The 25,342-nt window shown below is 73.4% G+C and carries 22 protein-coding genes; 7 read left to right on the plus strand and 15 right to left on the minus strand.

Features of this window, described 5'->3' with window-relative positions; all coding sequences use genetic code 11:
* Positions 1–290 precede the first annotated feature (290 nt).
* The 9 genes from ACIBF7_RS29480 to ACIBF7_RS29520 form a co-directional block, all read right to left on the minus strand.
* Positions 291–860, minus strand: a complete 570-nt coding sequence (locus ACIBF7_RS29480) for a single-stranded DNA-binding protein (RefSeq protein WP_148029883.1) — start codon at positions 858–860, stop codon at positions 291–293.
* Positions 861–989: 129 nt separating this feature from the next.
* The gene (locus ACIBF7_RS29485; protein WP_271278048.1) at positions 990–2,615 is read right to left on the minus strand and encodes an ABC transporter; all 1,626 of its coding nucleotides are present in this window, start codon (positions 2,613–2,615) and stop codon (positions 990–992) included.
* Entirely contained in the window at positions 2,612–4,987 is a 2,376-nt protein-coding gene (locus ACIBF7_RS29490; RefSeq protein WP_397198629.1) for a dynamin family protein, read from the minus strand. The genes ACIBF7_RS29485 and ACIBF7_RS29490 overlap by 4 nt, the downstream gene beginning before the upstream one ends.
* A 203-nt stretch (positions 4,988–5,190) precedes the next feature.
* Entirely contained in the window at positions 5,191–6,423 is a 1,233-nt protein-coding gene (gene cobA, locus ACIBF7_RS29495; protein ID WP_148029881.1) for a uroporphyrinogen-III C-methyltransferase, read from the minus strand.
* A gap of 84 nt (positions 6,424–6,507) precedes the next feature.
* Complete coding sequence (speB, locus tag ACIBF7_RS29500) at positions 6,508–7,521, minus strand: agmatinase (RefSeq protein WP_148029880.1); 1,014 nt, start codon at positions 7,519–7,521, stop codon at positions 6,508–6,510.
* 37 nt (positions 7,522–7,558) lie between these two features.
* Entirely contained in the window at positions 7,559–8,647 is a 1,089-nt protein-coding gene (cobT, locus tag ACIBF7_RS29505; RefSeq protein ID WP_148029879.1) for a nicotinate-nucleotide--dimethylbenzimidazole phosphoribosyltransferase, read from the minus strand.
* Positions 8,648–8,662: 15 nt separating this feature from the next.
* The gene (locus ACIBF7_RS29510) at positions 8,663–9,511 is read right to left on the minus strand and encodes a sirohydrochlorin chelatase (RefSeq protein ID WP_148029878.1); all 849 of its coding nucleotides are present in this window, start codon (positions 9,509–9,511) and stop codon (positions 8,663–8,665) included.
* Between the two features lie 68 nt (positions 9,512–9,579).
* A complete protein-coding gene (locus ACIBF7_RS29515; RefSeq protein WP_271278045.1) occupies positions 9,580–10,755 on the minus strand; it encodes a bifunctional cobalt-precorrin-7 (C(5))-methyltransferase CbiE/decarboxylating cobalt-precorrin-6B (C(15))-methyltransferase CbiT in 1,176 nt (391 codons plus the stop codon).
* 63 nt (positions 10,756–10,818) lie between these two features.
* Positions 10,819–11,898, minus strand: a complete 1,080-nt coding sequence (locus ACIBF7_RS29520) for a GNAT family N-acetyltransferase (protein WP_397198630.1) — start codon at positions 11,896–11,898, stop codon at positions 10,819–10,821.
* 94 nt (positions 11,899–11,992) lie between these two features.
* Between ACIBF7_RS29520 and ACIBF7_RS29525 the strand changes: the two genes are divergently transcribed.
* Positions 11,993–12,346, plus strand: coding sequence for a DUF2795 domain-containing protein (locus ACIBF7_RS29525; RefSeq protein ID WP_187281006.1), 354 nt, complete (start codon positions 11,993–11,995; stop codon positions 12,344–12,346).
* 6 nt (positions 12,347–12,352) lie between these two features.
* Positions 12,353–13,363, plus strand: a complete 1,011-nt coding sequence (locus tag ACIBF7_RS29530; RefSeq protein WP_219552503.1) for a Vms1/Ankzf1 family peptidyl-tRNA hydrolase — start codon at positions 12,353–12,355, stop codon at positions 13,361–13,363.
* Here the strand turns inward: ACIBF7_RS29530 and ACIBF7_RS29535 are convergent.
* From ACIBF7_RS29535 to ACIBF7_RS29545, 3 genes are read right to left on the minus strand one after another with little or no spacing between them, the layout of a single operon-like run.
* Positions 13,353–13,937 carry an LUD domain-containing protein gene (locus ACIBF7_RS29535; RefSeq protein ID WP_219552501.1) on the minus strand — a complete coding sequence of 195 codons (585 nt, stop codon included), beginning with the start codon at positions 13,935–13,937 and terminating at the stop codon, positions 13,353–13,355. The genes ACIBF7_RS29530 and ACIBF7_RS29535 overlap by 11 nt on opposite strands.
* Positions 13,924–15,324, minus strand: a complete 1,401-nt coding sequence (locus tag ACIBF7_RS29540; protein ID WP_397198631.1) for a lactate utilization protein B — start codon at positions 15,322–15,324, stop codon at positions 13,924–13,926. The genes ACIBF7_RS29535 and ACIBF7_RS29540 overlap by 14 nt, the downstream gene beginning before the upstream one ends.
* The gene (locus ACIBF7_RS29545) at positions 15,321–16,052 is read right to left on the minus strand and encodes a (Fe-S)-binding protein (RefSeq protein ID WP_219552497.1); all 732 of its coding nucleotides are present in this window, start codon (positions 16,050–16,052) and stop codon (positions 15,321–15,323) included. The genes ACIBF7_RS29540 and ACIBF7_RS29545 overlap by 4 nt, the downstream gene beginning before the upstream one ends.
* Before the next feature lie 75 nt (positions 16,053–16,127).
* Here ACIBF7_RS29545 and ACIBF7_RS29550 point away from each other — a divergent pair, with 75 nt between their 5' ends.
* On the plus strand, positions 16,128–16,814 hold the full coding sequence (locus tag ACIBF7_RS29550; protein ID WP_219552495.1) for a FadR/GntR family transcriptional regulator: 687 nt from the start codon (positions 16,128–16,130) through the stop codon (positions 16,812–16,814).
* 3 nt (positions 16,815–16,817) lie between these two features.
* Here the strand turns inward: ACIBF7_RS29550 and ACIBF7_RS29555 are convergent, their stop codons facing one another.
* A complete protein-coding gene (locus ACIBF7_RS29555; RefSeq protein ID WP_397198632.1) occupies positions 16,818–18,242 on the minus strand; it encodes a sulfatase in 1,425 nt (474 codons plus the stop codon).
* 81 nt (positions 18,243–18,323) lie between these two features.
* Between ACIBF7_RS29555 and ACIBF7_RS29560 the strand changes: the two genes are divergently transcribed.
* A complete protein-coding gene (locus ACIBF7_RS29560) occupies positions 18,324–19,325 on the plus strand; it encodes an LLM class F420-dependent oxidoreductase (protein ID WP_148034354.1) in 1,002 nt (333 codons plus the stop codon).
* Between the two features lie 179 nt (positions 19,326–19,504).
* A complete protein-coding gene (locus ACIBF7_RS29565) occupies positions 19,505–20,989 on the plus strand; it encodes an AAA family ATPase (RefSeq protein ID WP_397198633.1) in 1,485 nt (494 codons plus the stop codon).
* 149 nt (positions 20,990–21,138) lie between these two features.
* Here the strand turns inward: ACIBF7_RS29565 and ACIBF7_RS29570 are convergent, their stop codons facing one another.
* Complete coding sequence (locus ACIBF7_RS29570) at positions 21,139–23,151, minus strand: FtsX-like permease family protein (RefSeq protein ID WP_397198635.1); 2,013 nt, start codon at positions 23,149–23,151, stop codon at positions 21,139–21,141.
* Positions 23,148–23,825: an ABC transporter ATP-binding protein gene (locus tag ACIBF7_RS29575; protein WP_148029866.1), complete on the minus strand. Its 678-nt coding sequence runs from the start codon at positions 23,823–23,825 to the stop codon at positions 23,148–23,150. Before ACIBF7_RS29575 ends, ACIBF7_RS29570 begins: the two co-directional genes overlap by 4 nt.
* Before the next feature lie 89 nt (positions 23,826–23,914).
* Between ACIBF7_RS29575 and ACIBF7_RS29580 the strand changes: the two genes are divergently transcribed.
* A complete protein-coding gene (locus tag ACIBF7_RS29580) occupies positions 23,915–24,562 on the plus strand; it encodes a response regulator transcription factor (RefSeq protein WP_148029865.1) in 648 nt (215 codons plus the stop codon).
* Between the two features lie 65 nt (positions 24,563–24,627).
* Positions 24,628–25,341 carry a DUF4328 domain-containing protein gene (locus ACIBF7_RS29585; protein WP_397198636.1) on the plus strand — a complete coding sequence of 238 codons (714 nt, stop codon included), beginning with the start codon at positions 24,628–24,630 and terminating at the stop codon, positions 25,339–25,341.
* Position 25,342 lies beyond the last annotated feature (1 nt).

The following is a 25,342-nucleotide window of genomic DNA, read 5'->3' on the forward strand; positions in this document are numbered from 1 at the left end:
CGTTCCGGCACGGGCCCTCCTGGCGGGACGCCGGAGGCAGCGCGCCACTTCCAGCGCCAGACCACCCGACCGGACACCAGGATCGGCGCGCCACCACCAACACCGGACCACCTGACCGGGCACCAGGATCGACGCGCCGTTCCGGCACGGGCCCTCCTGGCGGGACGCCGGAGGCAGCGCGCCACTTCCAGCGCCAGACCACCCGACCGGACACCAGGATCGGCGCGCCACCGCCGGCACCGGACCACCTGGCCGGACGCCGGGGTCGGCGCCCCGCCATGGACGGGGCATCAGGCCGCGGCTCGCTCCTCCTGTGGCCACTCGGCGTCTTCGGACTCCTTCTCGTTGTCGTCGGCGCCGATGATGCGCACCGCGGCCTCGTCCGCCGGGATCTCCCTGACCACCATGCCCGGCCCCTTGCGGGCGGCGCCCATCGCCCAGTCCTGGGTCTCCTCGTCGAGGCGGTCGCGCATCTCCCTGCTCACCGGGCCGCCGCCCGCCCGCTCGGGCTTGACGAAGGTGCCGGTGCCCCAGCGCAGGTCGTGGCCCACGGCCGAGGCCTCGACCTCGGGCATGAAACGCCGGTCACCCTCCGGGCCGAACTCGCGGATGCGGAGCTTGCCCGACACCACCACCGGCTGCCCGACCCGTACGGACTGGGCGACGTTGTCGCCCAGCGCGCGCCAGCAGCGCACCGCGAAGCAGACCTTCTCGCCGTCGGCCCACTGGCCCGACTTCCTGTCGAAGTAGCGATGGGCGGTGAGCACCCGGAGCGAGGTGACCTTGGACCCGTCGTCGAAGGTGTATTGACGCGGCTCCGCCGCGACGTTGCCGGTGAGCGTGACGTAGATGTCGTTCATCCGTTGCCTCCCCTGTGGCGGGCCGGACGCCCGCGACCTGGGACCACGGTGCCGACCACGGCCCGCCCGCGAAGCCGCCGAGCGGTGTTCTGGGGATGACCGCCCGGCGGGCGCGGAGGCTGTGGAAGGTCAGCTCGACAGGCCGCGCATCGCGGTGTAGAAGGCGTGGTGGCGGGCGAGTTCGCGCTCCACCGGCTCCACCACCATCTTCTCCGCGATCGCCGCCACCCGCCGCCGCATCTCCCGCTCCAGCCGCTCCCGCTCGCGCGAGGCGCCCAGCTCGACGAAGTTGCGTGAGGCGATGCCCGACAGGGCGCCCAGCCCGAGCACCGACACCGTCATCAGCGCCGCCCACGGCAGCGCCGCGGTGTCGCCCATCAGCTCCAGCGCCGGCGGCAGCGCGCCCGGTATGAGCAGCCCCAGCAGGAGCCAGAGCACGCCGCACCCGAACGCCGCCACCAGGGCGTACTGCCACGCCTTGAGCAGCCGCCACCAGGCGGGCACCCGGTCGAGCTGGGGCGCGACCTCGGTGAGGTCCTCGGTGAGCGCCGACGGCACCTTGCCCAGCCGGGAGCGGGCCGCGTGGTGGAGCGACGACCGCCACACCGGGTGCATGGTGCCCGACAGCCCTTCGGCCAGCGCCTGGACGGCGTTGGTGACCTCGGCCGCCTGCGCGGTCACGGTGCCGGCCGCGATGCCCTTGATCTCGTCGCTGACGTCCTCCAGGCGGAGGCTCTTGATCGGGTCGGGGCGGAACCGGTCGGCCCAGCGCGGGAACGGCCAGCCCACCCACTGGTTGGAGCGCTCGACGTAGATGTTCTCCATGGCCTCGCCCACGGCCGGCACGCCGACGGCGTCGCAGAGCGCGTCCACCAGGCCCATCTTGCGGGCCTCGTCCACCGCGGCGGGGATGGCCAGCGCCTCCCCGACCGGCATGGCGGCCGTCATCCGCTGCTCCAGCTTGCGGAGGTCGGCCTCCAGCCTCTGGATCGCGGCCCGGCGGCGGAAGACGGCCGCCGCGACGACGCTCTTGAGGCTCTCGACGCCGCGGCCGGTGACGGCCGAGGTCGGCACGACCGTCGGGTGCTCGACGCCTTCGCGGCGGAGCAGGTCGTTGAGGTCGATGACCAGCTCGGCCAGTTCCTCGGTGGAGAGCCGGTCGGCCTGGTTGAGCGCGAACACGGTCACCGCCTCGTGGCCCGCCAGCTCGGTGACGTAGCGGCGGTGGGTGGAGGCGTCGGCGTACTTCTGCGGGTCGAGCACCCACACCACCAGGTCGGCCAGCCCGATGAGCCGGTCGGCCTCGTTGTCGTTGAGCGCCCTGATCGAGTCGTGGTCGGGCAGGTCGAGCAGGATGAGCCCGTGCAGCTGGCTCTCGCCCTTGTCCAGCGCGCTGGCCCGGGCGAACCGGTGGCGCCACTGGATCTGCAGCCAGTCGAGCAGCGGCGCCGCGCCTTCGAGCCCCCACACGCAGGCGTGGGTGCGGGCGGTGGTGGGCCGCCGCACGCCGGTCGGCGACAGCTCCAGCCCCGAGACGGCGTTGAACAGCGACGACTTGCCGCTGCCCGTGCCGCCCGCGAGGGCGACCACGGTGTGCTCCGACGACAGCTTGAGCCGGTCACCGGCGCGCAGCAGCAGCGACTCGGCCTCCGACATCAGCTTGGGGTCGAGCCGTCCGGGGCCGAGCTCCACGACCTTGGACAGCGCGGACAGCCGGGACGAGAGCCCCGGCCTGGGCGTGGTGACGGTGGTCATCGTGCGACCTCAAGGTTGTACGTGGCCTGGTAGAGCCGCGTCGCGGCGGACTCGTCGGGGATGCCGGCCGAGTCGAGCGCTTGCACGTATCGCATGGACTCCTCGTCGAACAGCATGCTGATCCTGGCCCGCAGGTCGCTCAGCGCCTTGGCGCCGATGCCGCGCAGCGACTCGGCGCCCAGCAGCGCCTTGACCAGCCGGTGCGGCACCCCCTCGACATGGCCGCCGCTGAACATGGCGACCATGAAGATCAGCGACAGCGAGTCGGCGTCGAACGACACCAGCTTCGACACCGTCCGCTTGGCCACGCCCTCGGTGCGGACCAGCTCGGTGACGTGTTCCTGCCAGGCCGCGACAGCCCGGCCGGCGTGCCGTACGAGGTCGTCGGAAGGTCGCTCCAGGCCGTCGGCGAGCGCCGCCCCGACCTCGGCGCGGTGCCGCCAGCGAGCGGTCACCTCCTCAGCCGCGCGGGTGGCGGCGGCCACGATCACGGACTCCAGGCCGGCCCGCAGCGCCGCCCTGAACGCGATGATCCGCTCGGGCGTCTGCCTGCCGCTCCTGGCGCGCTTGCGCAGCTGGAGCGAGCGCATCAGGTCGCCGGAGCCGGCGAAGTCCTGCCAGCGGGCGAGCACCTCGCCGTGGATCAGCGCACCGCTCCTGAACGCCTTGTCGAGGTCCGTGAGGGCGCCGAGGTAGGCGGCCTCCACGTCGCCGCGCAGCTCACCGCGGAAGGCGACCTGCGCCTCCAGGTGCTTGGCCAGCGCCGGCACGCGGGTGCGGAAGCTGTCGAGCACGCCGTTGAGCGTCTCCTTGACCGCCTGGGCGCGGCGGGCCCCGTCGACGGACAGCTCGGCGAGCCACAGCCGCACCTCGGTCACCTCGCTGTCGGGCAGCCGACCGTCGGCGACCTTCGACTCGCTGATGACGAACCGGTCGATCTCGCCCAGGCCGTACTCGGTGAGCATCCGGACGAAGTGCTTGAGCACCACCTCGCGGGCCCTGTCCTGGACGCGGGAGAGCACGATGGCCAGCCTGGCGCCGCGCTCCTTGGCCAGGCGGAGCAGGTTCCAGGCGGGGGCGTCGGCGTAGCGGGCGGCGGTGGTGACGAAGATCCACAGGTCGGCGGCGTCGAGCATGCGGTGGGCGATCTCGTGGTGCTCCTCGACGACCGAGTCGATGTCGGGGGTGTCGAGCAGCGCCACGCCCTGGGGCAGCTTCTCCGTGGCGCTGATCACGATGCCGCGCTGGCCCGCCTCGGGCCTGGCCTGGTCGAACCGTCGCAGGCCGCCCAGCAGCTCGCCCTCGGCGAACCACTGGCGGTCGTCGGGATGGCAGACCAGGACGGGCACGCCGGTGGTCGGCCGCCGCACGCCGGTGCGCGACACGTTCTTCTCGGCGAGGGAGTTGACCAGCGTGGACTTGCCCGCGCCGGTCGAGCCCGCGACCACGATCAGGGCGGGCGCGGTGTTCATCCGCACCCTCGGCAGCACGTAGTCCTCAAGCTGGGCGAGCAGCTCGCCGCTCGCCTTGCGCGCCTCGCCGGCGCCCGGCAGGTCGAGCCCGAACCGCAGCGACGCCACGCTCTCGCGCAGCGCCCCGAGCGCCGCCGCCATCGCCTTCACGGTCTCAGGCGGCAACTCCTCCTCACGTACGCCCTCCGCCTCGGGCCCCACAGGTACGGAGTCCGCCTCGGCCCCGGGCTTGTCATCGGGCCCCTCAGATACGGAGTCCGCCTCGTCCTCAGCCTCCTCCGCTACGGATTCCGCCCCGGCCCCGGGCTCCTCCGGCACGGATTCCGCCCCGGCCCCGGGCTCCTCCGGCACGGATTCCGCCCCGGCCCCGGGCTCCTCCGGCACGGATTCCGCCTCGGTCTCGGGACTCTCCCGTACGGAGTCCGGCTCGTCGCCGAAGTCCTCCGGTACGGACTTCGCCTCGGGCTCCTCCGGTACGGAGTCCGCCTCGTCTTCGTCGGCGACGGCCTTCTCGTCAGCGCCGTCCCCGGGTGCTTCGGCCGGAAGGCCGGGCTCGGCGGCCTCGGACTCGGCGGGTGCCTCCGGCTCGGAGTCCTCGACGGCGACCGGTTCGCGCTTGGCCGCAGGAGTTTCCTCCGGAGCCTGGTCCGTCTCCTCCCCGGTCGCGGGCTCCGGCTCGGCAGCCGCGGCCCCTGATCCCCTGACGACCGGGCCGAAGGCGTCGAACTGCGGCTCAGCGGGCGCCTCGGGACCCGGCTTCGAGTCCCCGGAGACGAACGGCGCGAAGGCATCGAACTCGGGCTCGGAGCGCTCGCCGGCCCGCCTCCCGGCGGGAGACTCCCTCTCGGGTCGGGCGGCGGAGCCCTCCGGAGGGCGCGAGGCCTCGCGTTCCGGCTTCACGCCTGACGGGCGGTGGCCATCCGGCTGTCCCGCAGCCGTCCCCGAGGCCTCGCGTTCCGGCTTCGCGCCTGGCGGGCGGCCCGCAGCCCGCTTTTGCTCGGCGGGTAGGTCCGCCGGGGGGCCCGGGGGCGCGTCGGTAATGGCGGGGAGGCTCAGGGTCTGCTCCCCTGGCCGCTCTCCGCGCCCGTCATCCATGGCGGTGTTCAAGGCAGGCGCTCCGCTCGAACCATCTCGACCTCCTGGCCGACCTCGACGACATCGCCGACGACGATGATCGCCGGTGGCCGTATCCCAGCCGCGGACACGCGTTCGGCCACGGTGGAAAGCGAAGCGGTGACCGCCCGCTGGGTCGGAAGGGTACCGTCCTGCACCACCATTACGGGAGTCTCCGGTGGACGTCCGTCTCGGATGAGGGCCTCGGCGACCGCGGGCAGCCGCTCGACGGCCATCATGAGCACCAGGGTGCCACGGGAACGCGCCAGGCCGGGCCAGTCGACGGTGGACCGGGGGTCGTCCGGCGCGACATGCACCGAAATGACGTGGAACTCCTGGCTCACCCCGCGGTGCGTGACGGGGACACCGGCCGCGGCGGGCACCGCGACGGCGCTGCTGATGCCGGGCACGACCAGCACGGGGATGCCGGCCCGGGCGCAGGCGATCATCTCCTCGCCGCCGCGCCCGAACACGAACGGGTCGCCGCCCTTGAGCCGGACCACGAACTTGCCCTCTCTGGCGCGCTCCACCAGCAGCTCGTTGATCTTCTCCTGGGAGAGGGACCGGCCGTAGGGCACCTTGGCGGCGTCGACCAGCTCGACATCGGGGGCCAGCTCGTCGAGCAGGGCGCGGGGCGCCAGCCGGTCGGCGACGACCACGTCGGCCTGCGCGAGGAGCTGGCGCCCGCGTACGGTGATCAGCCCGGGGTCGCCGGGCCCGCCGCCGACGAGCGCCACGCCCACCGGCTTGGTGCGGTTGCGCCGGGCGTCGACGGTGCCGTCGCGCAGCGCGCCCACCACGGCGTCACGGATGCCGGCCGCCCTGCGCGGGTCGCCGCCCGCGGTGACGGCCACGCTGATCTCGTCGACCCGGCCGGAGGCCGGGGTCCAGGCGGCGGAGGCGTCCTTGTCGTCGGCGCGCACGCACCAGATGCGCTTGGCCTCGGCCTCGGCGGCCACCGCGGTGTTGACCGGCCGGTCGTCGGTGCACGCCTGGACGAGCCAGGCGCCGTCGCAGTCGCCCACCTGGTAGGGCCGGGCGTGCCAGGTGACCCGGCCCGCGGCGATGAGGTCGTCCAGAGCGGGGGTGACGGACGGCGAGACCACGGTCACTTCCGCGCCGGCGTCGAGCAGCGCGGGCACCCGCCGCTGGGCGACTCTCCCGCCACCCACGACGAGGACCCGGCGACCGGAAAGCCGCAGGCCGAGGAGGTAGGGGCCCATGGTGGGTGAATCTCCCGTTCGCGAACGTTGTGTGCTAGGTGGATAAACCTACCGGCTCTCAACGCGTCATTTGTTGCGCAGGGGTCAACGGCCGTCAAGCAGAGGCCGGCGGGGGTCCCAGCGCTCTCCGCCCGCTTCGTCGGCGCGCCGTCTGGCCATCGCCGAGAGCGCCTCCAGGACGACCCTGTTGCCGAGGAGCGCCGTGATGTCGGCGTGGTCGTACGGGGGCGCGACCTCGACGATCTCCATGCCCGCGACGGGCAGCTCGTAGCAGATGCGCCGCACCGCGTCGAGCAGTTGCCGGGCCGTGAGCCCGCCCGGCTCGGGGGTGCCGGTGCCGGGCGCGTGGCCGGGGTCGCACACGTCGATGTCGATGGACAGGAAGATCTGGTCGCACTCGTCCAGGGCGATGCGGAACGCCTCCGTGAGGCACTCCTCCAGGCCGCGGGCGACGATCTCGGTCATCTCGTAGGAGCGCATGTCCTGCCGGGCCATCCACTCCAGCGTCTCCGGCTCCGGCCAGTAGCCGCGCAGCCCGATCTGCAGGAACCGGTCACCGCGGATCGCGCCGGACTCGATCAGCCGGCGCATCGGCTGACCGTGCCCGTACAGGTGGCCGAAGGAGATGTTCCCGGTGTCGGCGTGCGCGTCGAAGTGGATCATCGAGGTGCGGCCGGGGGCGTGCGCGCGGGCGGTGCCGCGGGCGTCCGGCAGCGCCACCGTGTGGTCGCCGCCGAGCACCACCGGGACGGCGCCGGAGGCGGCGATCCGGTGCACCGCCGACTCGATGGCCTCCAGTGAGCCCTCCACGTCGCCCGAGTAGCACTCGACGTCGCCGGCGTCGAGCACCCGCAGGTCGCGCAGGGCGTCCACGCGCAGCGCGAGGCTGGGCCTGGAGCCGTCCTGCGGCAGGTAGCAGGCCTGGCGCAGGGCCATCGGGCCGAATCTGGCGCCGGGGCGGTGGGAGGTCCCGCCGTCGAAGGGGGCGCCGAGGATGACGACGTCCGCGTCCGCGTAGCTCGCGGGGTCGTCGACGTCGCAGCGTTCGACGCCGAGGAAGGTGAGGTCCGGGCCGTACATCGGTCCGTATCTGGGCACTGGTCACCTCATCGGGTGGTTCCTGTCCCTTTCATCATCACATGTGCTTCTCGGTGACTCCGGCCGAGTCGAACGTGGCGACCTCGTGCATGACGCGGACGGCGGCGCAGACGAGCGGGTGGGCCAGCAGCCCGCCGGTGCCCTCGCCGAGCCGCAGCTCCAGGTCCACCAGAGGGCGCAGGCCGAGGTGCTCCAGCGCGGCGGAATGACCGGGCTCGGCGGAGCGGTGGCCCGCGACGCAGTGGTCGACGGCGGCGGGTGAGAGCGCGGCGGCGGCCAGCGCGGCGGCCCCGGCGATCACGCCGTCGAGGATCACCGGCACCCGCGCCGCCGCCCCGCCCAGGATGAAGCCGGCGATGGCGGCGTGCTCGAACCCGCCGACGGCGGCCAGCACCCGCGACGCCTCCTGCAGCTTGAGCCCGTGCGGATCCGGCCGGCCCTCCATGAGGATGCCGTTGACCTGGAGCGCCTCGCGGACGACGGCGATCTTGCGGGCGTGGGTCTCCTCCGTGACGCCGGTGCCGAGGCCGGTCACCGCGGCGGGGTCGCGGCCGGTGAAGGCCGCGATCAGCGCCGCCGAGGCCGTCGTGTTGGCGATGCCCATGTCTCCCGTGATCAGGCACCGGGCGCCGGACGCCACCAGGTCGCGGGCCACGCCGATGCCCGCCTCCAGCGCGCGTACGGCCTCCTCGCCGGTCATCGCGGGGCCCCGCGACAGATCGGCGGTGCCGTACGCGATCTTCCGCTTGACCAGGCGGGCGTCGTCGGGCAGGTCGGCGGCGACGCCGACGTCCACCACGGTGACCGACGCCCCGATCTGGGCGGCGAAGGCGTTGGCCACCGCCCCTTCCGCCAGGAAGTTGTGCACCATCTGCACCGTGACCTCCTGCGGCCACGGGGTGACGCCGCGGGCGTGCACGCCGTGGTCGGCGGCGAAGATGGCCAGCGCGGCCGGCTCCGGCATGGGCGGCGGGCTGACCCCGGCCGCCCCGGCGAGCCGCACGGCGACCTCCTCCAGCGCGCCGAGGGACCCGCGCGGCTTGGTGAGCCGGTCCTGGTGGGCACGCGCGTCGGCGATCGCGCGGGGGTCGGCGGGGCGGAGCGCGGCGAGTGTCTCGGCGAGCACGGAACCTCCGGGGGTTCAGGGGACCAGCTGCTGGAGGGCTTCCTCGTAGCGGTCGATGACCACGTCGGCCAGCGTCTCACAGTCGCCGATCACCTCGGCGCAGCGGATGTCGAGCTCGGGGTGGCCGGCGCCGTACGCGAGCGCCTGCGCCCACACGCGCTCCAGCGTGCCGCCCGCGAACAGCAGGTAGGGCACGACGATGACGCGCTTGGCGCCGAGGCGGCGGCAGCGCTCCAGCCCGCCGGGCACACCGGGCGGGGTGAGGGAGACGAACGCGGTCTCCACGGTCATGAAGTCGTACGCGTGAGTCTCCCAGAACAGCCGGGACACGCGGTGCACGTCGGCGTTGGCGGCCGGGTCGGTGGAGCCGTCACCGACCAGCACGACGGCGGTCTCACCCGGCTCGACGTGCGGCGGGACGCCGTCGGACGCGACGCCGTCGACGGCGCGCAGCCGAGGGCGGGCGCCGACCAGCTCCAGCGGGCGCGGCCTGGGCATCTCGGTGGCGGCGTCGTTGAGCCGCTCGGCGAGCAGCGCGAGCACGCGCGGGTCGGGGCCGACCGGCCGGCCGTGGTCGTACACGAGGGTGGGGTGCCGCTGCTGCTCCAGGGCCAGGGCGGCGGGGAGTTCGCCGTTGGTCCGGCTCAGGGTCAGCGGCAGCGCCACCAGGCGGTGGTGACCGCGGGCGACCAGAGAGGCGACGGACTCGCTCAGCAGGGGCGTGGCCCGCTCGAGGTAGCCGCCCGACACGTCGGCGGCGGTCTGGTCGAGCCGGCAGCGGAGCCGGTGCACGAACCTGCCGAACTCGGCGGAATCGGCGTCGTCGTTGGAGCCCTGCCCGACAAGCAGGAGCGGCGGCTTCATGGGGAAGGTTCTCCGGTGCGTAGAAGAGGACACGCGAGGATAACCGATGTGCGGCGCTGAGCGACAGGTCAGGAAGTGCCCGCGGGTGTCGCGTGCACGACGAAGACCGGGTCGGCGGAGCTCAGGCTGTGCGCGCCGTCGGGGCCGATGACGAGCCCGGAGGCCAGGATCTGGGTGCCTTCGGCGCGGTAGCCGTGCTCGCGCAGCAGGTCGAGCACGGCGGACACGCGTTCGACGGTCTTCAGCGCGCACACCAGCGAGCGGGGCCGGCGGGCGGCGCAGGCGACGATCACGTCGGGGCCGCCGCCGCCGACGAAGACGGCGTCGGGGTCGGGCAGCGGTTCGAGCGCGGGCGGCGCCTGCCCCCGGGTGAGCGCCACCTTGACGCCGTGGCTCAGGACGTTCTCGCGCAGCCGGGCGCAGGCGTCGGCGTCGCGCTCGACGGCCATCACCGCGGCGCCGAACCTGGCGCACTCCACCGCGATCTCGCCGTTGCCCGCGCCCACGTCCCAGACCAGGTCGCCGAGCCGGGGCCCGAGCTTGGCGAGCACGTACGCGCGCACCTCGGCGGGCAGCCTGGACTCCAGCGGCAGCGCCCATCCGGCCGGTCCCGGCTGGGCGCCCGCCACCCAGCCGGGCTCCTTCCGGCGGTGCAGCGGGTCGATCACGAGCACCACGTCCGGGTCCTTCCACGGCCGGGTGGTGGCCTCGCCCATGCGGCTGTGGGTGACGCGCTCGTCGGGCCCGCCGAGGTCCTCGCAGACGACGAGCGCGCGCGGGGTGGTGGGGGCGAGCTCCCTGGCGATCTCGCCGGGGCCGACGCCGGGGGTGACGAGCAGCGCGACCTTGGGGTGCGCCCGGCAGGCGTTGACCACGCGGGCGAGCTGGTGGGGGCCGGCCGGGGCGACCACGAGGGCGTCGTCCCAGTCGAGCCCGGCGCAGGCGAAGGCACGGGTGACGATCGAGGTGGCGGGCAGCACGTCGGGCTCCAGCCCGTGGCCGCGCAGCGTGCGCACCACGCCGAAGAAGCCGGGGTCGCCCTCGGCGATCACGACGGCCGGGCCCTCGCCCCGCTCCATGTGGGCGTCGAGGGCGTCGAGCAGGCCGCCGGGATGGGCCGTGGCGGCGGACGGGGCCAGCCGCCGGGTCAGGTGGTCGGGGCCGATGACCAGCCTGGCGGCCTTCAGCCGGTCGGCCGCCTTGGCCGACAGCCCGGAACCGTCCCACCCGACAACCGTGATCATGGGCCTCACCGTCCTCACCCACCAGATTGACGGTTGCACCACCGTTTCACCAAGAGGTCCCGCTCAGGAAAGGTCGGACGGGATCAGGCTGAAGACGACGAGGTCCTCGCCGCGCAGCGCGTTGCGTTCGACGCCCTCGCGGACGAAGCCCGCCTTCTCCGCGACCCGCTGGGAGGCGGGGTTGGACACCGCGGCCCGCAGCTTGAGCCGCTGGAAGCGCTGCTCGCGCAGCAGCCAGCGGGCGATGGCGGCGACGGCCTCGGTGGTGTAGCCCCGGCCGCGCGCCCACGGCGCGGCCATGTAGCCGATCTCGCACGACCGGTTGGCCCAGTCCACGTCCCTGAGGTCGACGTTGGCCGCGAACCGGCCGCCGGCCAGCTCTTCCACGGCCCAGGCGATGCCGTCGCCGCGCAGCCGCATCCGCTCGGAGGTCGCGACGAAGGCGCGGGCGTGGGCCTGTCCGTAGCGGCGCGGCACGCCGGTCATGGCCTGGGTGAGCGGGTCGGCGCCGGTGGCGGCCAGGTCCGGCACGTCCTTCTCGGCGGGCGGGCGGATGAGCAGCCGTTCGGTGCGCAGCTCGGCCCTGGGCAGGGTCTCGCCAGGGGTCCGGCCGTCGTCGCGGAGCATCCCGAAGATCACCAGATCGTGCGGCCCGTCGTCTTCGAGCACCGCGGCGCGCAGCACGCCTTCCCAGGTGAAGCCAGCTTTCCTGGCCACATGCAGGGACGGCAGGTTGTCCAGGTTGGCCGTCAGGTCGACGCGGCGCAGCGTGGTCTCGGCGAAGACGTACGCGACCAGCCCGCGCAGCGCCTCGGTGGCGAACCCGCGTCCCCGGTGGAGCGGGTGCACACCGTAGCCGACCTCGGTGGTGCCGGCGCCCCACGCGGTCTTGAACAGGCTGATGGCGCCGACGATGAGCCCGTTCCCGTCCGTCATCGCCAGGTGGATGCCCTGGCCTGAGCGCTGGAGCTCGTGCACGCCGTTGGCGAGCCACTGGGAGACGGACGCCAGGTGACCCGGGGCGCCGGGAGGCAGGAACCGGACGCCCGACTCGACGACGGATCTGATCCGCTCCACGTCCGAGAGGCCGAACGGGCGCAGAACGAGCCGCTCGGTGGTGATGGTCAGCCGGGGATCGAACACGTCGGCAGCGTACACAATCAGCCATGTTTGCCCACGAAAGCGGGGGTAGGGGGGCGCAACGGGAGGAGCGATGATGAAAGAGCACAGCCCTCGCATGGACGAGCAGCGAAGGCACGAGCCGGACGGGTTCGACGGTCCCGACGGCAACCCACGCGGCGTCGGGACGGTGCCCGCCGAGGAGTGGCGGGAGCCCGAGCCGGGCCAGCTGGAGCGCGTGCACCGCTACACGCCCGGGCAGGGAGGCCCCGCAGGCGTCCGCGGCGACCTGGCCGCGTGGCTGAGCGACGCCGACTTCCCCGCCACCCCTTACGACCTGATGCGGCACGCCGAGCGGATGGGCGCCCCCGACGAGGTGGTCACGTTGCTGCGCGCGCTGCCGGCCCGCCGCTACATGACCGTGCCCGAGGTGTGCCGGGCCGTGGGACCCGGCGCGGCAAGGCGGAGGTGATGACACGTGCGACTCGACTTCATCCGGCCGCTCTACGAGCGCCCGGGGCCGTACGCGTCGGTGTACGTGGGCGGGCTCACCGCGCGGGACCGGTCCGCCCTGTGGACGAGCCTGTGTGACGAGCTGGAGCGGGCCGGCGGCACCGAGTCCGAGGCGCTGCGTGAGGAGGTGCTGAGCCCGGGACCGGGACGGGCGGTGTTCGCCGTGCACGGCGACGTGGTGCTGTCGGAGCCGCTGCCGGAGGCGCCCCGCCCGCTGGCGGCGTTCTCGCCGCTGCCGCTCGTCACCCCGATGCTGATGCAGCGGGGCGAGCGCGTGCCGCACCTGCGGGTGATCATCGACCACGCCGGCGCGGACGTCTCGGTGCACGGGAACGGCTCGCCGCGCAAGACGACCGTCGAGGCCGAGGAGTGGCCGCTGCAGAAGACCGCGCAGGGCGGCTTCTCCCAGCGGCACTACGAGAAGGCGGTGGAGGAGACCTGGGAGAAGAACGCCGTGGCCGTCGCCCAGGAGGTCGACGAGCAGGTGCGGCGCACCGACGCCCAGCTCGTGCTGGTGGCGGGCGAGCCGCATTCGCGCTCGCTGCTCTGCGACCATCTCGGCCCCCGGTCCACCGGCCGCATCCAGATGCTGGAGCGCGGCCACCGCAACGCGACCGGCGGGTTCGAGCAGGACGTGGAGACCGCGCTCGGCGGCTGGCTGGACGACCGCAGGGCCGAGCTGCTGAACCGCCACGGCGAGCAGGACGGCCCGACCGGGGTGGCCCGGGTGGCGCAGGCGCTGCGCGAGGGCCGGGTGCACGCGCTGCTGATGCCCGGCGAGCTGCCGCGCACCGTCTGGATCGGCGAGGGGGCGACGCAGGTGTCGCGCGACGCCGGGGAGCTCCGCACGTGGGGGGTGGAGCACCCGGTGCAGGAGCGCGCCGACTCGGCCCTCGTCAGGGCGGCGGCGATGACCGACGCCGAGATCTGGTTCACCGACCAGGTGGAGGACGTCGCGGCGGTGCTCAGGTACTGACGATCACTTCCAGGGTCCTGGGGCCGTGCACGCCTTCGACCCGGTTCAGCTCGATGTCGCTGGTGGCGGACGGGCCGCTGATCCAGGTGAGCGGGCGTGACGGGTCGAGACGGGCCACCGCCTCGGGGACGCCCGCCACGATCTGGCCGGCCAGCACCACGCACAGGTGGTAGTCGGGCACCAGCGTCTGCGCGCGGGTGCCCTGGCCGGGGCCGGTGTCGAGGACGATGGTGCCGGTCTCGGCGATGGCGACCGCGCAGCCGGTCACCACGCCGTCGGCGGCGTCCAGTTCGGCCAGCGACCCGCCGGCGGGCTCGGCGCCTTCCGACCACTCGGGCGGGAGTCCGTCGGGGATCACCATGCGGCGCCCCCGTACCAGCTCGGTGATCGCGGCGGGCACCTCGGCGGCGGGCAGCACGTGCACGATGGCGCGGTAGTCGCGCACCCGCTCGGCGAACAGGCCGGCCAGGTCGTCCACCGGCGGCGCGGTGCGGTAGCCGCGCGGGATCTCCACCTCGGGCGCGCCGCGCACGGCCTGCCGGATCCGGCCGAGTATCTCCTCACGGGCGCCCATGCCGCTCCTCTCTTTCCCACCAGTCCCTGAACGGTTCTTCCGGGATGTCCGGCAGGTCGCGGGTGTCGGTCCAGGCCGACAGCGGGCCGGGCAGCCTCTTCGGCACCAGCTTGCGCAGCCGCGAGGCCAGGCGCTGGACCCCGGCCAGGCGGGCCCGGTCGCCGAACACCCAGCCGGCCAGCCGCATGCCCGCGCGCTCCGCGGCCCCGTGCGGGGCCTCGGCACGCAGGTGGACGAGCACCTCGGGGATGTCGATCGCCACCGGGCAGGCCTCGAAGCAGGCGCCGCACAGGCTGGACGCGTACGGGAGCGAGGCGTCCAGGTCGGAGCCCATGCCGCGCAGCTGCGGGGTGAGGATGGCGCCGATCGGGCCCGGGTAGACCGAGCCGTAGGCGTGGCCGCCCGCCCGCTCGTACACGGGACACACGTTCAGGCAGGCCGAGCAGCGGATGCAGCGCAGCGCCTGGCGGCCCACCTCGTCGGCGAGCACGCCGGTGCGGCCGTTGTCGAGCAGCACCAGGTGGAACTCCTGGCCCTCGGCCGAGCCCGTCCAGGTGCTGGTGTAGGGGTTCATCCGCTCGCCGGTGGAGCTGCGCGGCAGCAGTTGCAGGAACACCTCGAGGTCGCGCCAGGACGGCACCAGCTTCTCGATGCCGACCACACTGATGAGCGTCTCGGGCAGGCTCAGGCACATGCGGCCGTTGCCCTCGGACTCCAGCACCACGAGCGTGCCGGTCTCGGCGACCATGAAGTTGGCGCCGGAGACGGCGACCTTGCTCCTGAGGAACCGTTCGCGCAGGTGGAGGCGGGCGGCCTCGGTCAGCGCGGCGGGCTCGTCGGTGAGCCCTTCGGGGGCGTCGCCCATCCGGTCCAGGAAGATCTCGCGGATCTCGGCCCGGTTGCGGTGGATCGCCGGCACCAGGATGTGGCTGGGGAAGTCGTCGCCGAGCTGGACGATCAGCTCGGCCAGGTCGGTCTCGTAGGCGGCGATGCCGTGCTCGGCCAGCGCCTCGTTCAGGCCGATCTCCTGGGTGGCCATCGACTTGACCTTGACGACCTCGGTCTCGCCGGTGGCCTTGACCAGATCGGTGACGATGCGGTTGGCCTCGGCGGCGTCGCGCGCCCAGTGCACGTGGCCGCCCGCCTCCGTGACGGCCTCCTCCAGCTGGAGGAGGTAGCGGTCGAGGTGGCGCAGCGTCTCGTCCTTGATGGCCTTGCCTGCCGCGCGCAGCTCCTGCCAGTCGGGCAGCTCGCCGACGACGCTCGCGCGCCTGCCTCGGATCGTGTGGGTGGCTTTGCGCAGGTTGTAGCGAAGCTGCGAGTTCTGTACGGCCTTTTCGGCGTTTTTCGGGAAACTCCCGGGCATGCCGAGGAACGTGGCGCTCATCCGCCCGCCTCCGTGGCGGCCAGGATCTCCGCGATGTGCATCACCCGTACCCCCGTCTTCTGGCGGGCCAGCGTGCCGCCGATGTGCATCAGGCAGGAGTTGTCGGCCGCGCACAGCACCTCGGCGCCGGTGCCCAGCACGTTGCGCGCCTTGTCGGCGCCCATGGCTGCGGAGACGGCCGCGTTCTTCATCGCGAACGTGCCGCCGAAGCCGCAGCACTCCTCGGCGCCCGGAAGCTGGACCAGCTCCAGCCCGCGCACCCGGCCCAGCAGCCGCACGGGGCGGTCGCCGAGGTGGAGCCCGCGCAGCGAGTGGCAGGTCGGGTGGTAGGTCACCCGGTGCGGGAAGTAGGCCCCCACGTCCTCGACCTTCAGCACGTCCAGCAGGAACTCGGTCAGCTCGTGCACCCGCGGCACCACCCGCCCGACGGCCGCTGCTCCCTTGCTGCCGGGCTTGACCAGCTTGGGGTACTGCTCCCGGATCATCGCGGCGCAGGACCCGGAGGGGACGACCACCGCCTCGTAGCCGGCGAAGACCTCGGTGAAGTGGCGCGCCAGCCGCACGCCCTCCTGCGGATAGCCGGTGTTGAGGTGCATCTGCCCGCAGCAGGTCTGCGCGGCCGGGAAGTCGACCTCGCAGCCCAGCCGGCGCAGCAGCGACACGACGGCCTTGCCGGTGCCGGGGAAGAGCGTGTCGTTCACGCACGTGAGAAACAGGGCGACTCGCACGCTTCTCCTTCCGGGTATGGTCTGACCACAGTATGGTCGGACCATAGAGGAACGCAATCCTCGAAGGAGGTCCCGTTGCCTGATACCCGCCCGAAACGGACCCGCACGTTCGAGGACGTGCTCGCCCAGCTGGAGCGCCGGATCGCGGACGACGGGCTGACCGCGGGCGACCGGCTGCCCGCGGAGCGGCAGCTCGCCGAGGAGCTCGGCGTGAGCCGCTCGTCGGTGCGCGAGGCGATGCGCGTGCTGGAGACGCTCGGCGTGGTGACGTCCCAGGTCGGGCGGGGGCCGGACGCGGGCGCGGTGCTGATCTCCCGGCCCGACCACACGCTGACCGACCTGCTGAGGCTGCACCTCGGGCTGGCCAGCCTGGAGCCGCGCGAGGTGATCGACACCCGGCTGATGATCGAGCGCTGGGCGGCCGCCCGCGCCGCCTCGGCCGCCGCGGACACCTCCGCGCTCGCCGTCGCGCTGGCGGGGATGGACGCGGCGCGGTCGGCGGAGGAGTTCGTCGAGCACGACACCGCCTTCCACTGCGCGATCGCGGACGCGTCCGGCAACCGGCTGATCGCCGCGTTCATGCGCTCGCTGCGCGACTCCATGCGGCGGCACGCGGTGGAAGCCGTCGAACAGCTGGGCGACACGACGGTGCTGCGCGCCGGGCACGTGCGCATCCTCGCCGCGATCCGCGCGGCCGACCCGGAGGAAGCGGCCCGCGCGGTCGCCGACCACCTGGCGGACGCCTACCCGTCGCTGTTCTGACAGTCAGCCGGGGGTCAGGGTGTCGGCGACCCGGCAGGCCGCGCCCGAGCAGGAACGCATCGCGTCCAGCCGGGCCCGCAGGTCCTTCAGCAGCCCGGGGTTCGCGCAGGCGGCGAGGTTGTGCAGCTGGTAGGGGTCCTTGCGCAGGTCGTAGAGCTGTTCCTCCCCCGTCTCGTACGCGACGTAGAGGTGGCGGCGGGTCCGCACGGCACGGTAGCCGGGCACCGGCGTCTGCGCGGCCGACCGGCGGTTGGCCGGTCTGGCGAACTCGACGAGCACGTTCTCCCGCCACCCGGCCGGCCGCCCGCCGCGCAGCAGCGGCGTCATCGACCGGCCTTCGGCGAACGACGGCACCCGCGCCCCGCCCAGCTCCGCGATGGTGGGGGCCAGGTCGACGGTGGCGCTGAGCTCCCCGGCCGACGCCCCGGCCGGCACGCCGGGCCCGCGCACCACCAGCGGCACCCGGATCGCCTCCTCGAACGGCGTGGTCTTGCCCTGGGCCAACCGGTGCGTGCCCAGGTGGAACCCGTTGTCGGAGGTGAAGAACACGTACGTGTCACGCAGCCGGCCCGTCTTCGCCAGCGCGTCCATCACCGAGCCCACGAGGTCGTCCACCCCCAGCATGGCCCGCAGCCTGGTGCGGTACAGCTGGTCGGCCCTGTCCATCTCGCTCTGGCTCAGCGGGGGCCGGTCGCGCAGCCAGGCGGGCTCCTTGCTCACGTCCTCCTGGTTGAACGACGGCGGCCTGGGCGCCGTGGCCTCGGTGAACGCCTCCGCGTGCCGTACCGGAGGGTTGGCCGGCAGGTGGGGCGCGACCGGCGCCAGGAAGAGGAAGAACGGCCGCCCGTCCGCGGCGATGAAGTCGCTCGCCTTGCCGGCCAGCACGTCGGCGAGGTGGTCATGCTCGCCCCAGCCGTACTCGACCGGCCGGCCGTCGCTGTTGAGCCGGTAGCCGTACTCGTTGTAGAGGCCGCGCACGGGCACGTGCCAGGTGTCCCAGCCGGGCGGCACGTACGTCTCGGGCATCGGGCCTGGGTAGTGGTTGAGGTACTTGCCCATATACGCGGTGCGATACCCGGCATCCTGCATCCAAGTCCCGATAGTGGAACGTTCCAGACCCAAGCCGTTGAAGCGCTCAAATCCCCCTTCCGGGGCGGTGTTCGTCCATACGCCATGACTGTGGACGTACTGGGAGCGCAGGATGGACGAGCGCGACGGGCAGCACCAGGAGTCGGCCGTGAAGAACCGGTCGAACGACATGCCCTGCCGCACCAGATGGCGGGTGATCTGGGGAAAGTGCGCGAGGGTCCCGGCCTCCAGGTCGTCGGCCATGATGACCACGATGTTCGGCGACCTCCGGGAGGCGCCCGTGGGCTCGGCCGTGAGCGACAGCAGGAGCAGGACGCAGGCCAGACAGCGCAGGAGCACAGGGTCAGGCTTCCCCTGCCGACGACGCATTGACACCCCCGCCGCGGCCGGGGGTAATAGAACTAGATTCCGGAGGTGTCGATGAAGCTCGGCCTGAACGTCGGTTACTGGCAGCGCCACGCCGACGACGCGACCGAGTCGGTGCTGGCCGCCGAACGGCTCGGCTACGACTCGGTGTGGACCGCGGAGGCGTACGGCACCGACGTGTTCACGCCGCTGGCCTGGTACGGGGCGCGCACGTCGCGGATCAAGCTGGGCACCTCCGTCGCCCAGCTCTCCGCCCGCCCGCCGGTCACCACGGCCATGACCGCCATGACCCTCGACCACCTGACGGGCGGCCGGCTGCTGCTCGGCGTGGGCGCGTCCGGGCCGCAGGTGGTCGAGGGCTGGTACGGCCAGCCGTTCGCCAAACCGCTGGCCCGTACGCGCGAGTACGTCGAGATCATGCGGAAGGTGTGGCGCCGCGAGGAGCCCGTGACCAGCGACGGCCCGCACTACCCGCTCCCCCTGCCCGGCGGCCTGGGCAAGCCGCTCAAGCTCATCACCCACCCGCTGCGCGAGGACATCCCCGTCTACCTGGGCGCCGAGGGCCCGAAGAACGTCGCACTCGCCGCCGAGGTCGCCCAGGGCTGGCTGCCGCTGTTCGCGTTCCCTTCCAAGATCGAGGAGATGTACGGCGACGCGCTCGCCTCGCGCGACCCCGACTTCGACATCGCGGCCATGGTCATGGTGATCATCTCCGACGACGTGCGGGCGGCGCTCGACGGGGTCAAGATGATGCTGACCCTGTACATCGGCGGCATGGGGGCCAGGCACCGCAACTTCCACGCCGACATCATCGGCCGGATGGGCTACGCCGAGGCCGCCGAGCACATCCAGGCCCTCTACCTGGCGGGCCGCAAGGACGAGGCGTTCCGCGCCATCCCGGACGAGCTGGCCGACGGCATCTCCCTGGTCGGCCCGCCGGGGCGGATCAAGGAACGCCTGGAGCCGTGGCACAAGTCGCCGGTCACGTCGCTGCTCGTCATGGGCCCGCGCGACGAGCCGTCCCTACGGACCATCCGCGACCTGGTGCTCGGCTGAGCGGAGGACCCCACCGCAGCGGGCTGAATCGTCATCGCTCAACATAGGAGTGATGACAGTATGTGATTATGCGCGCACCCCGAGCGAAATCTTTCAATACCGCGGGCCCGTGTGACCCCCGGCTCCACTACATGATCCCGCCCACGCCCCGGCTTCCCGAGGCTCGGACGCTGATCGACATGGATCGCTACTTCGTGGTCCACGCGCCCCGGCAGACCGGCAAGACGACGGGTCTGCGCACCCTGGCGTCGGAGTTGACGGCCGAAGGCGACATCGCGGCCCTGGCGTTCTCCTGCGAGCGCGCCAAGGTGGCCGGTGACGACGTCGGCTGGGGAGAGTCGATCCTGCTGAAATCCATCCGCGAGGCCGCCGAGCGATCGGGCTGGCCGAAGAAACTGCTCCCGCCGGACCCCTGGCCGGAGGCCACGCCGGGCACCCTATTCGGTACGGGCCTGAGCGAGTGGTGCCGCCGCAGTCCGCGCCGGGTGGTGCTGTTCTTCGACGAGATCGACGCCCTGCAGGGCAACAGCCTGGTCAGCTTCCTCTGCCAGCTCAGGGACGGTCACAACGCCCGCCCGGACGGGCACCCGTTCCCCGCGTCCGTGATCCTGTGCGGGCTGCGCGACGTCCGCGACTACAAGACCGCCGTGGGCGCAGACCCGGGCCGGTGCAACCCCACCAGCCCGTTCAACATCGTCACCAAGTCGCTGCGCCTGGGCGACTTCACCGCCGGCCAGATCGGCGAGCTGTACGGCCAGCACACCGAGGCGACCGGACAGGAGTTCACCAAGGACGCGGTGGAGCGGGTGTTCGAGCTGACGCAGGGTCAGCCGTGGCTGGTGAATGCCGTGGCCCACGAGATCATCTTCGAGATGGGGGTGACCGGCGCCGTCACCGCCGGGCAGGTGGACGAGGCCAAGGAGCGGTTGATCAGGGCGCGCGCCGTCCACCTGGACTCCCTGGCCGCGCGGTTGCACGAGCCCCGGGTCAAGCGGGTGATGGAACCGATCGTGGCCGGCGACCTCTACACCGACTCCGCCCTGTCCGACGATCTGTCCTACGTCCGTGACCTGGGGCTGATCAAGCAGAAACCCCCGCTGGAGGTGGCCAACCCAATCTACCGGGAGGTCATCCTGCGCGTGCTGGGCGATTCATCGCAACAGAACGTGCGCGCGGACCCGCGGAGTTTCGTGCTGCCGGACGGCCGGTTCGACCTGCCCCGGCTGCTGGAGGAGTTCGTGGTCTTCTGGCGCGAGCACGGGGAGGTGCTCATCCGTCAGGAGAACTACCACGAGGCCGCCTGCCAGATCATCCTCATGGCCTTCCTGCACCGCCTGGTCAACGGCGGCGGCTATCTCGATCGCGAGTACGCCGCCGGCACCAAACGCCTCGACGTGCTCGTCCGCTGGCCCTACACCGGCCCCGGCGGCGAGCGGCTGATGCAGCGCGAGGCGATGGAGCTCAAGGTCTGGCGAGCAGGCAAGGACGACCCGCTGACCGAAGGGCTGGCCCAGCTCGACGGCTACCTGGACCGCCTCAGCCTCACCACCGGCGTCCTGGTGATCTTCGACCGGCGCCCCGAGGCCCCGCCGTGGAACCAACGAGGCGCCTTCGAGGAGGCGACCACCCCGTCCGGCCGCCAGGTCACCGTGCTGCGGGCCTAGCGACGTGCTCCGCGATCACATCGCCGAGCCGGAGCGGCGCGTCGCCCGCGCACAGGCGGCCGAGGACCTGATCGAGCAGGCGCTCGACTGCCCGCTCCCGATCGACGAGTGCCCGCGAGCGCATCGAGGCCTGGGTCCCTCCTGCCCGGTCAGTCGGGGCGAGGTGACGGGTCGGTGGTGACCGCCACCAGCAGTGGCCTGCTCAGCGCCCCGGCCCCGAGCACGCCCGCGAAGCCCAGCGCCACGCAGATCCCCAGCATGACCGCCCCGCTCAGGTTCGGGGCGCCCAGCATGAACGGCGTCGCGCAGAACACCCCGGCCGCGATCGTGCCGCCGCCCATCACGGTGAGCGGGATCAGCGTCTCGGCCCGCCGTGCCCGGTCCAGCACGGTCAGCGGGGTGCCGGCCAGCCGCAGCAGTCCGTACGTCTGACGCCGGTCGAGGACCGACGAGGCCGCGGTGATCCCCGCGCTGGCGATGGCCACCAGGAACGACACCGACAGCACCACCACCGTGCCCACCCGGACGTCGTCCAGCAGCTGAAAGCCGAACCGCTGGTCGTCGGCCTCACTGGTCGGCGTCCGCCCGGGAACGAGCCCCGCCAGAGCGGTCCGCGCCCGATCGACGGCCACCACCCCGACACCGCCCCCGTCACCGGCGACCGCGTCGCCCTTGCCCGCGTCACCGGCAGCCCCGTCACCTGCGGCCGGGGCGGCGTCGCCGGTCACCGTCACCGTGACGAGCTTCTCCGAGTGCTCGACCCGGGCGGCGAGCCCGGCGTCCCGCATCCGCTCGCGCGCCTGCTCGGCGACCACCGCCGGCCGCCCCTCCACCACGGCGAGCCGGAACTCCGCGTGGGACGCCCCGCTGGAGAACGCCCCCGGGCTGAGCATCCCGAGGAACCCGGCGACGAACCCGGTGAGCGCGACCCCGCTGACCGTCCGCCAGGCCGAGCGCGGATCGTCCACGAGCCTGCGCCCCGCCAGCAGCAGAGCGGGCGTCCGGGCGAAGGCGGCGGCGACGCGGCCGATGAGGCCGACCACCCACGGCCCGGCCAGGTTGAGCGAGAGCAGGGCCAGCGCGATCGCGACCGCGATGACCGTCACACTGGCCTCCAGGCCCAGCAGGGGGAAGGCGGCCAGCACCACCAGCAGCGCGAGCACCCGCAGCGCCCGCATGCCGGGCGGCGTCTGGCGCCTGGCCACGCCCAGCGGGCTGACCACCACCCGCCGCAGCCCGGCCACCGCCGACAGCCCGACCAGCAGCGGCACCGCGACGAGCGCGCCGGCCAGCACCAGCGGGTGCGGCCACAGGTCGGCGGCGAACCACGGCCCGCCGCCGATCTCGATCCGCGTCAGCAGCGGCACGGCCGCCGCGTACGCCGCGGTCCCGGCGACCGCGCCGGCGAACGCCACGATGACCGCCTCGGCCACCGTCATCCCGACGACCTGCCCGGGCGTCGCGCCGACCAGCCGCAGCGCGGCCAGCCGCTGGTCGCGCCTGGCGACCGTGAGCCGGGCCGCGGCCCCGCCGAACACCAGCAGCGGCACCACCATGAGCACGCTCGCGATCAGCGCCAGCACCTGGTACGCCTCCGCGTCCTCCGACACCCTGCCGGTGAAGTCCGCGACGGGGGTGGGCGGCCGGCCGGCGATCCAGTCGTCGCTGCGCTCGGCGGTCATGACGGGCGCGTCCGGCCGGTGCCCGACGACGGCCACCAGCTCACCGGGGTAGGCCAGCGCCTCCTCGCCGAGCACGCCGGTCACGGCGGGAAAACGGGCCGCCAACTGGTCTGCGGGCAGCTCCTCCGCCAGCTCGGCCAGCGCGGGCGACAGCCACGCCTCGCCCGGCGCGGGGAAGCGGTCCAGCCCCGGCGGCGGCGCGGGGGCCTTCCCGGGCAGCGCCGCCACGTCCACGACCGTCATCCGCTCGTCCCGTACGTAGTCGAACCGGGCGGCCTCCACGGCCGTCGCGCCGCTCCCCGCCGCCACCGGGTTGCGCCACGCGTCCCGGTCGCCCCTGGCCTGGAAGGCGAAGTTGGCCGTCACCGCGAACAGCAGCAGCGCCGTGGCCACCGCGACCGCCCCCAGCGTCAGCCAGGTGCCGAGCAGGCCGCGGCGGCCGCCGCCCTTGAGCAGCCGCCACGTCAGATCGAGGTTCACGCCGGCACCCCGCCCGCCAGCAGCCTGCCGTCGCGGACCTCGACCGTGCGGTCGCACCAGCCCGCCACGTTCGGGTCGTGGGTGACCACGATCAGGGAGGCGTCGTTGTGCTTGGTGGCCTCCACCAGCAGCCGCATCGTCTCGTGGCCCGTGGCCTGGTCGAGCGCCCCGGTGGGCTCGTCCGCGAACACCACGGCCGGCCTGGTCACCAGCGCCCTGGCGATGGCCACCCGCTGCGCCTGACCGCCGGACAGCTCGCCCGGCCGCCTGCCCTCCATGCCGCCCAGCCCGAGCGGGCCGAACCACTGCCGCGCGGTCCGCACCGCGTCCTGGCGGGCGACGCCGCCGAGCATGAGCGGGAGCGCCACGTTCTCTTCGGCGGGCAGCTCGGGCAGGAGCTGGCCGAACTGGAACACGAACCCGAACCGGGTGCGGCGCAGCGCGCTGCGCTTCCGTTCGCCCAGGTCGTCGATGCGCTGACCGAGCAGGTGGACCTCGCCCGCGTCCGGTTTCATGATCCCGGCCAGGCAGTGCAGCAGCGTCGACTTGCCGGAGCCGCTCGGCCCCATGATCGCCACCGCCTCCGCGGCGCGCACCGCGATGTCCACCCCGCCCAGCGCCACCGTCTGCCCGAACCGTTTGGCGAGAGCCCGCCCCACAAGCACGTCGTTCATGGCTCCGAGCCTGCCGGGACGGACGGGGGCGGCGGATCGGCCATGCGTACGGTCCGCATCGGCCGTTCGGTTGACTCTAGAGTTTGGGCGTGACTATTCGGGTTCTCATCGCCGATGATCAGGAATTGGTACGCACCGGATTTCAGATGATTCTGGATGCGCAACCGGACATGGAGGTGGTGGCGGCCGTCGCCGACGGCGCCGACGCGGTTTCCGAGGCCAGGCGGCTGCGCCCGGACGTGTGCCTGCTCGACATCCGGATGCCCAGGCTCGACGGCCTGGAGGCGACCCGGGCGCTGGCCGGGCCCGGCGTCGAGAACCCGATGCGGGTGGTCATCGTCACCACCTTCGACCTGGACGAGTACGTGTACGGGGCGCTGCGGGCGGGCGCCACCGGGTTCCTGCTCAAGGACAGCGGGCCGACGCTGCTGGTGGAGGCGGTCAAGGCGGCGGCCGGCGGCGAGTCGCTGGTGTCGCCGTCGGTGACGGTGCGGCTGCTGCGGCACCTGTCCGGGCCCCGCCGCTCCCCCGCGCCCCTGCCGGAACCCCTGACGGACCGCGAGCTGGACGTGGTGCGGCTGGTCGCCAGGGGACGCACCAACCAGGAGGTGGCGGCCGAGCTGTTCGTGTCGCTGTCGACGGTGAAGACGCACCTCGGGAGCATCTTCACCAAGCTGGGCACCAGGAACCGGGTGGAGATCGCCGCGTGGGCCTGGGAATCGGGTGTCGTGAGCTGATTAGCGGGTCAGCCTCCGGGATACAAGTGAATCAGAACCCACCGTATGGCCCGGGGGAGAACATCGTGCGCTTTGCCCAGGCACCGCCCACCAAAGCCGCTACCACGTCCGCGAGCAAGGTCGTCAGCAAGGCCGCCACCACCGTCTACGTGACACTCGCCGCGCAGGTACTCTCCCTGGGCGCTCTGGTGGTCTTCGAGCAGGTGCGCGGCAGACAGCTGGCCGCCGAGCTGGCCGAGTTCGGCGGGCGGCCGTCGGGCCCCGACGCCGACGCGCTGGCCGGCGCGGCGACGGTGTTCGCGGTGCTGCTGCTGATCGCCCTGGCCACCACGATCGCCGCCGCGGCCGCCCACACCACGTGGCTGGTGCGCGTCCGCCAGGCCGGCGCCCTGCCCGCGGCCCGGAGCACGGTGGCCGCCGCCTGGCTCATCCCTGGCGTCAACCTGGTGGCGCCGGCGGTGCTGGTGTACGAGACGTGGCGGGCGACCGGCCCGGCGGAGGAGAGCCGGCGCGGCCGGGTGGCCCTGGTGACGGGCTGGTGGCTGAGCTGGCTGGCGACGCTGGCGGTGTTCACCATCGTCCTCCCGCTCGACGCGCTCGACAGCCTCACCGGGCTGGGCTTCCTGGAGCTGGCGTGCCTGGCCCTGTCGGCCGCCCTCTGCGCCGCCACGGTCCGCCGCGTCACCCCGCAGCGCTCCCCCGCCGTCCGCCCCAGCGCCGGGTCCTCCGGCCGACCGGCCCCCGTCACCGCGATCACCCGCCTGGGCCGGGCCTCCTGAC

The organism is Nonomuraea sp. NPDC050478, from assembly GCF_044458265.1.
GTDB lineage: Bacteria > Actinomycetota > Actinomycetes > Streptosporangiales > Streptosporangiaceae > Nonomuraea > Nonomuraea ferruginea.

Excerpts from the sequence above, each read along its gene's own strand:
- ACIBF7_RS29565 (WP_397198633.1), top strand. The coding sequence starts at position 19,505 with ATGGATCGCTACTTCGTGGTCCACGCGCCCCGGCAGACCGGCAAGACG.
- ACIBF7_RS29485 (WP_271278048.1), bottom strand. The coding sequence starts at position 2,615 with ATGACCACCGTCACCACGCCCAGGCCGGGGCTCTCGTCCCGGCTGTCC.
- ACIBF7_RS29515 (WP_271278045.1), bottom strand. The coding sequence starts at position 10,755 with ATGATCACGGTTGTCGGGTGGGACGGTTCCGGGCTGTCGGCCAAGGCG.
- ACIBF7_RS29525 (WP_187281006.1), top strand. The coding sequence starts at position 11,993 with ATGGACGAGCAGCGAAGGCACGAGCCGGACGGGTTCGACGGTCCCGAC.
- ACIBF7_RS29535 (WP_219552501.1), bottom strand. The coding sequence starts at position 13,937 with ATGGGCGCCCGTGAGGAGATACTCGGCCGGATCCGGCAGGCCGTGCGC.
- cobA (WP_148029881.1), bottom strand. The coding sequence starts at position 6,423 with ATGGGCCCCTACCTCCTCGGCCTGCGGCTTTCCGGTCGCCGGGTCCTC.
- ACIBF7_RS29540 (WP_397198631.1), bottom strand. The coding sequence starts at position 15,324 with ATGAGCGCCACGTTCCTCGGCATGCCCGGGAGTTTCCCGAAAAACGCC.
- ACIBF7_RS29510 (WP_148029878.1), bottom strand. The coding sequence starts at position 9,511 with ATGAAGCCGCCGCTCCTGCTTGTCGGGCAGGGCTCCAACGACGACGCC.
- ACIBF7_RS29560 (WP_148034354.1), top strand. The coding sequence starts at position 18,324 with ATGAAGCTCGGCCTGAACGTCGGTTACTGGCAGCGCCACGCCGACGAC.
- ACIBF7_RS29575 (WP_148029866.1), bottom strand. The coding sequence starts at position 23,825 with ATGAACGACGTGCTTGTGGGGCGGGCTCTCGCCAAACGGTTCGGGCAG.
- ACIBF7_RS29480 (WP_148029883.1), bottom strand. The coding sequence starts at position 860 with ATGAACGACATCTACGTCACGCTCACCGGCAACGTCGCGGCGGAGCCG.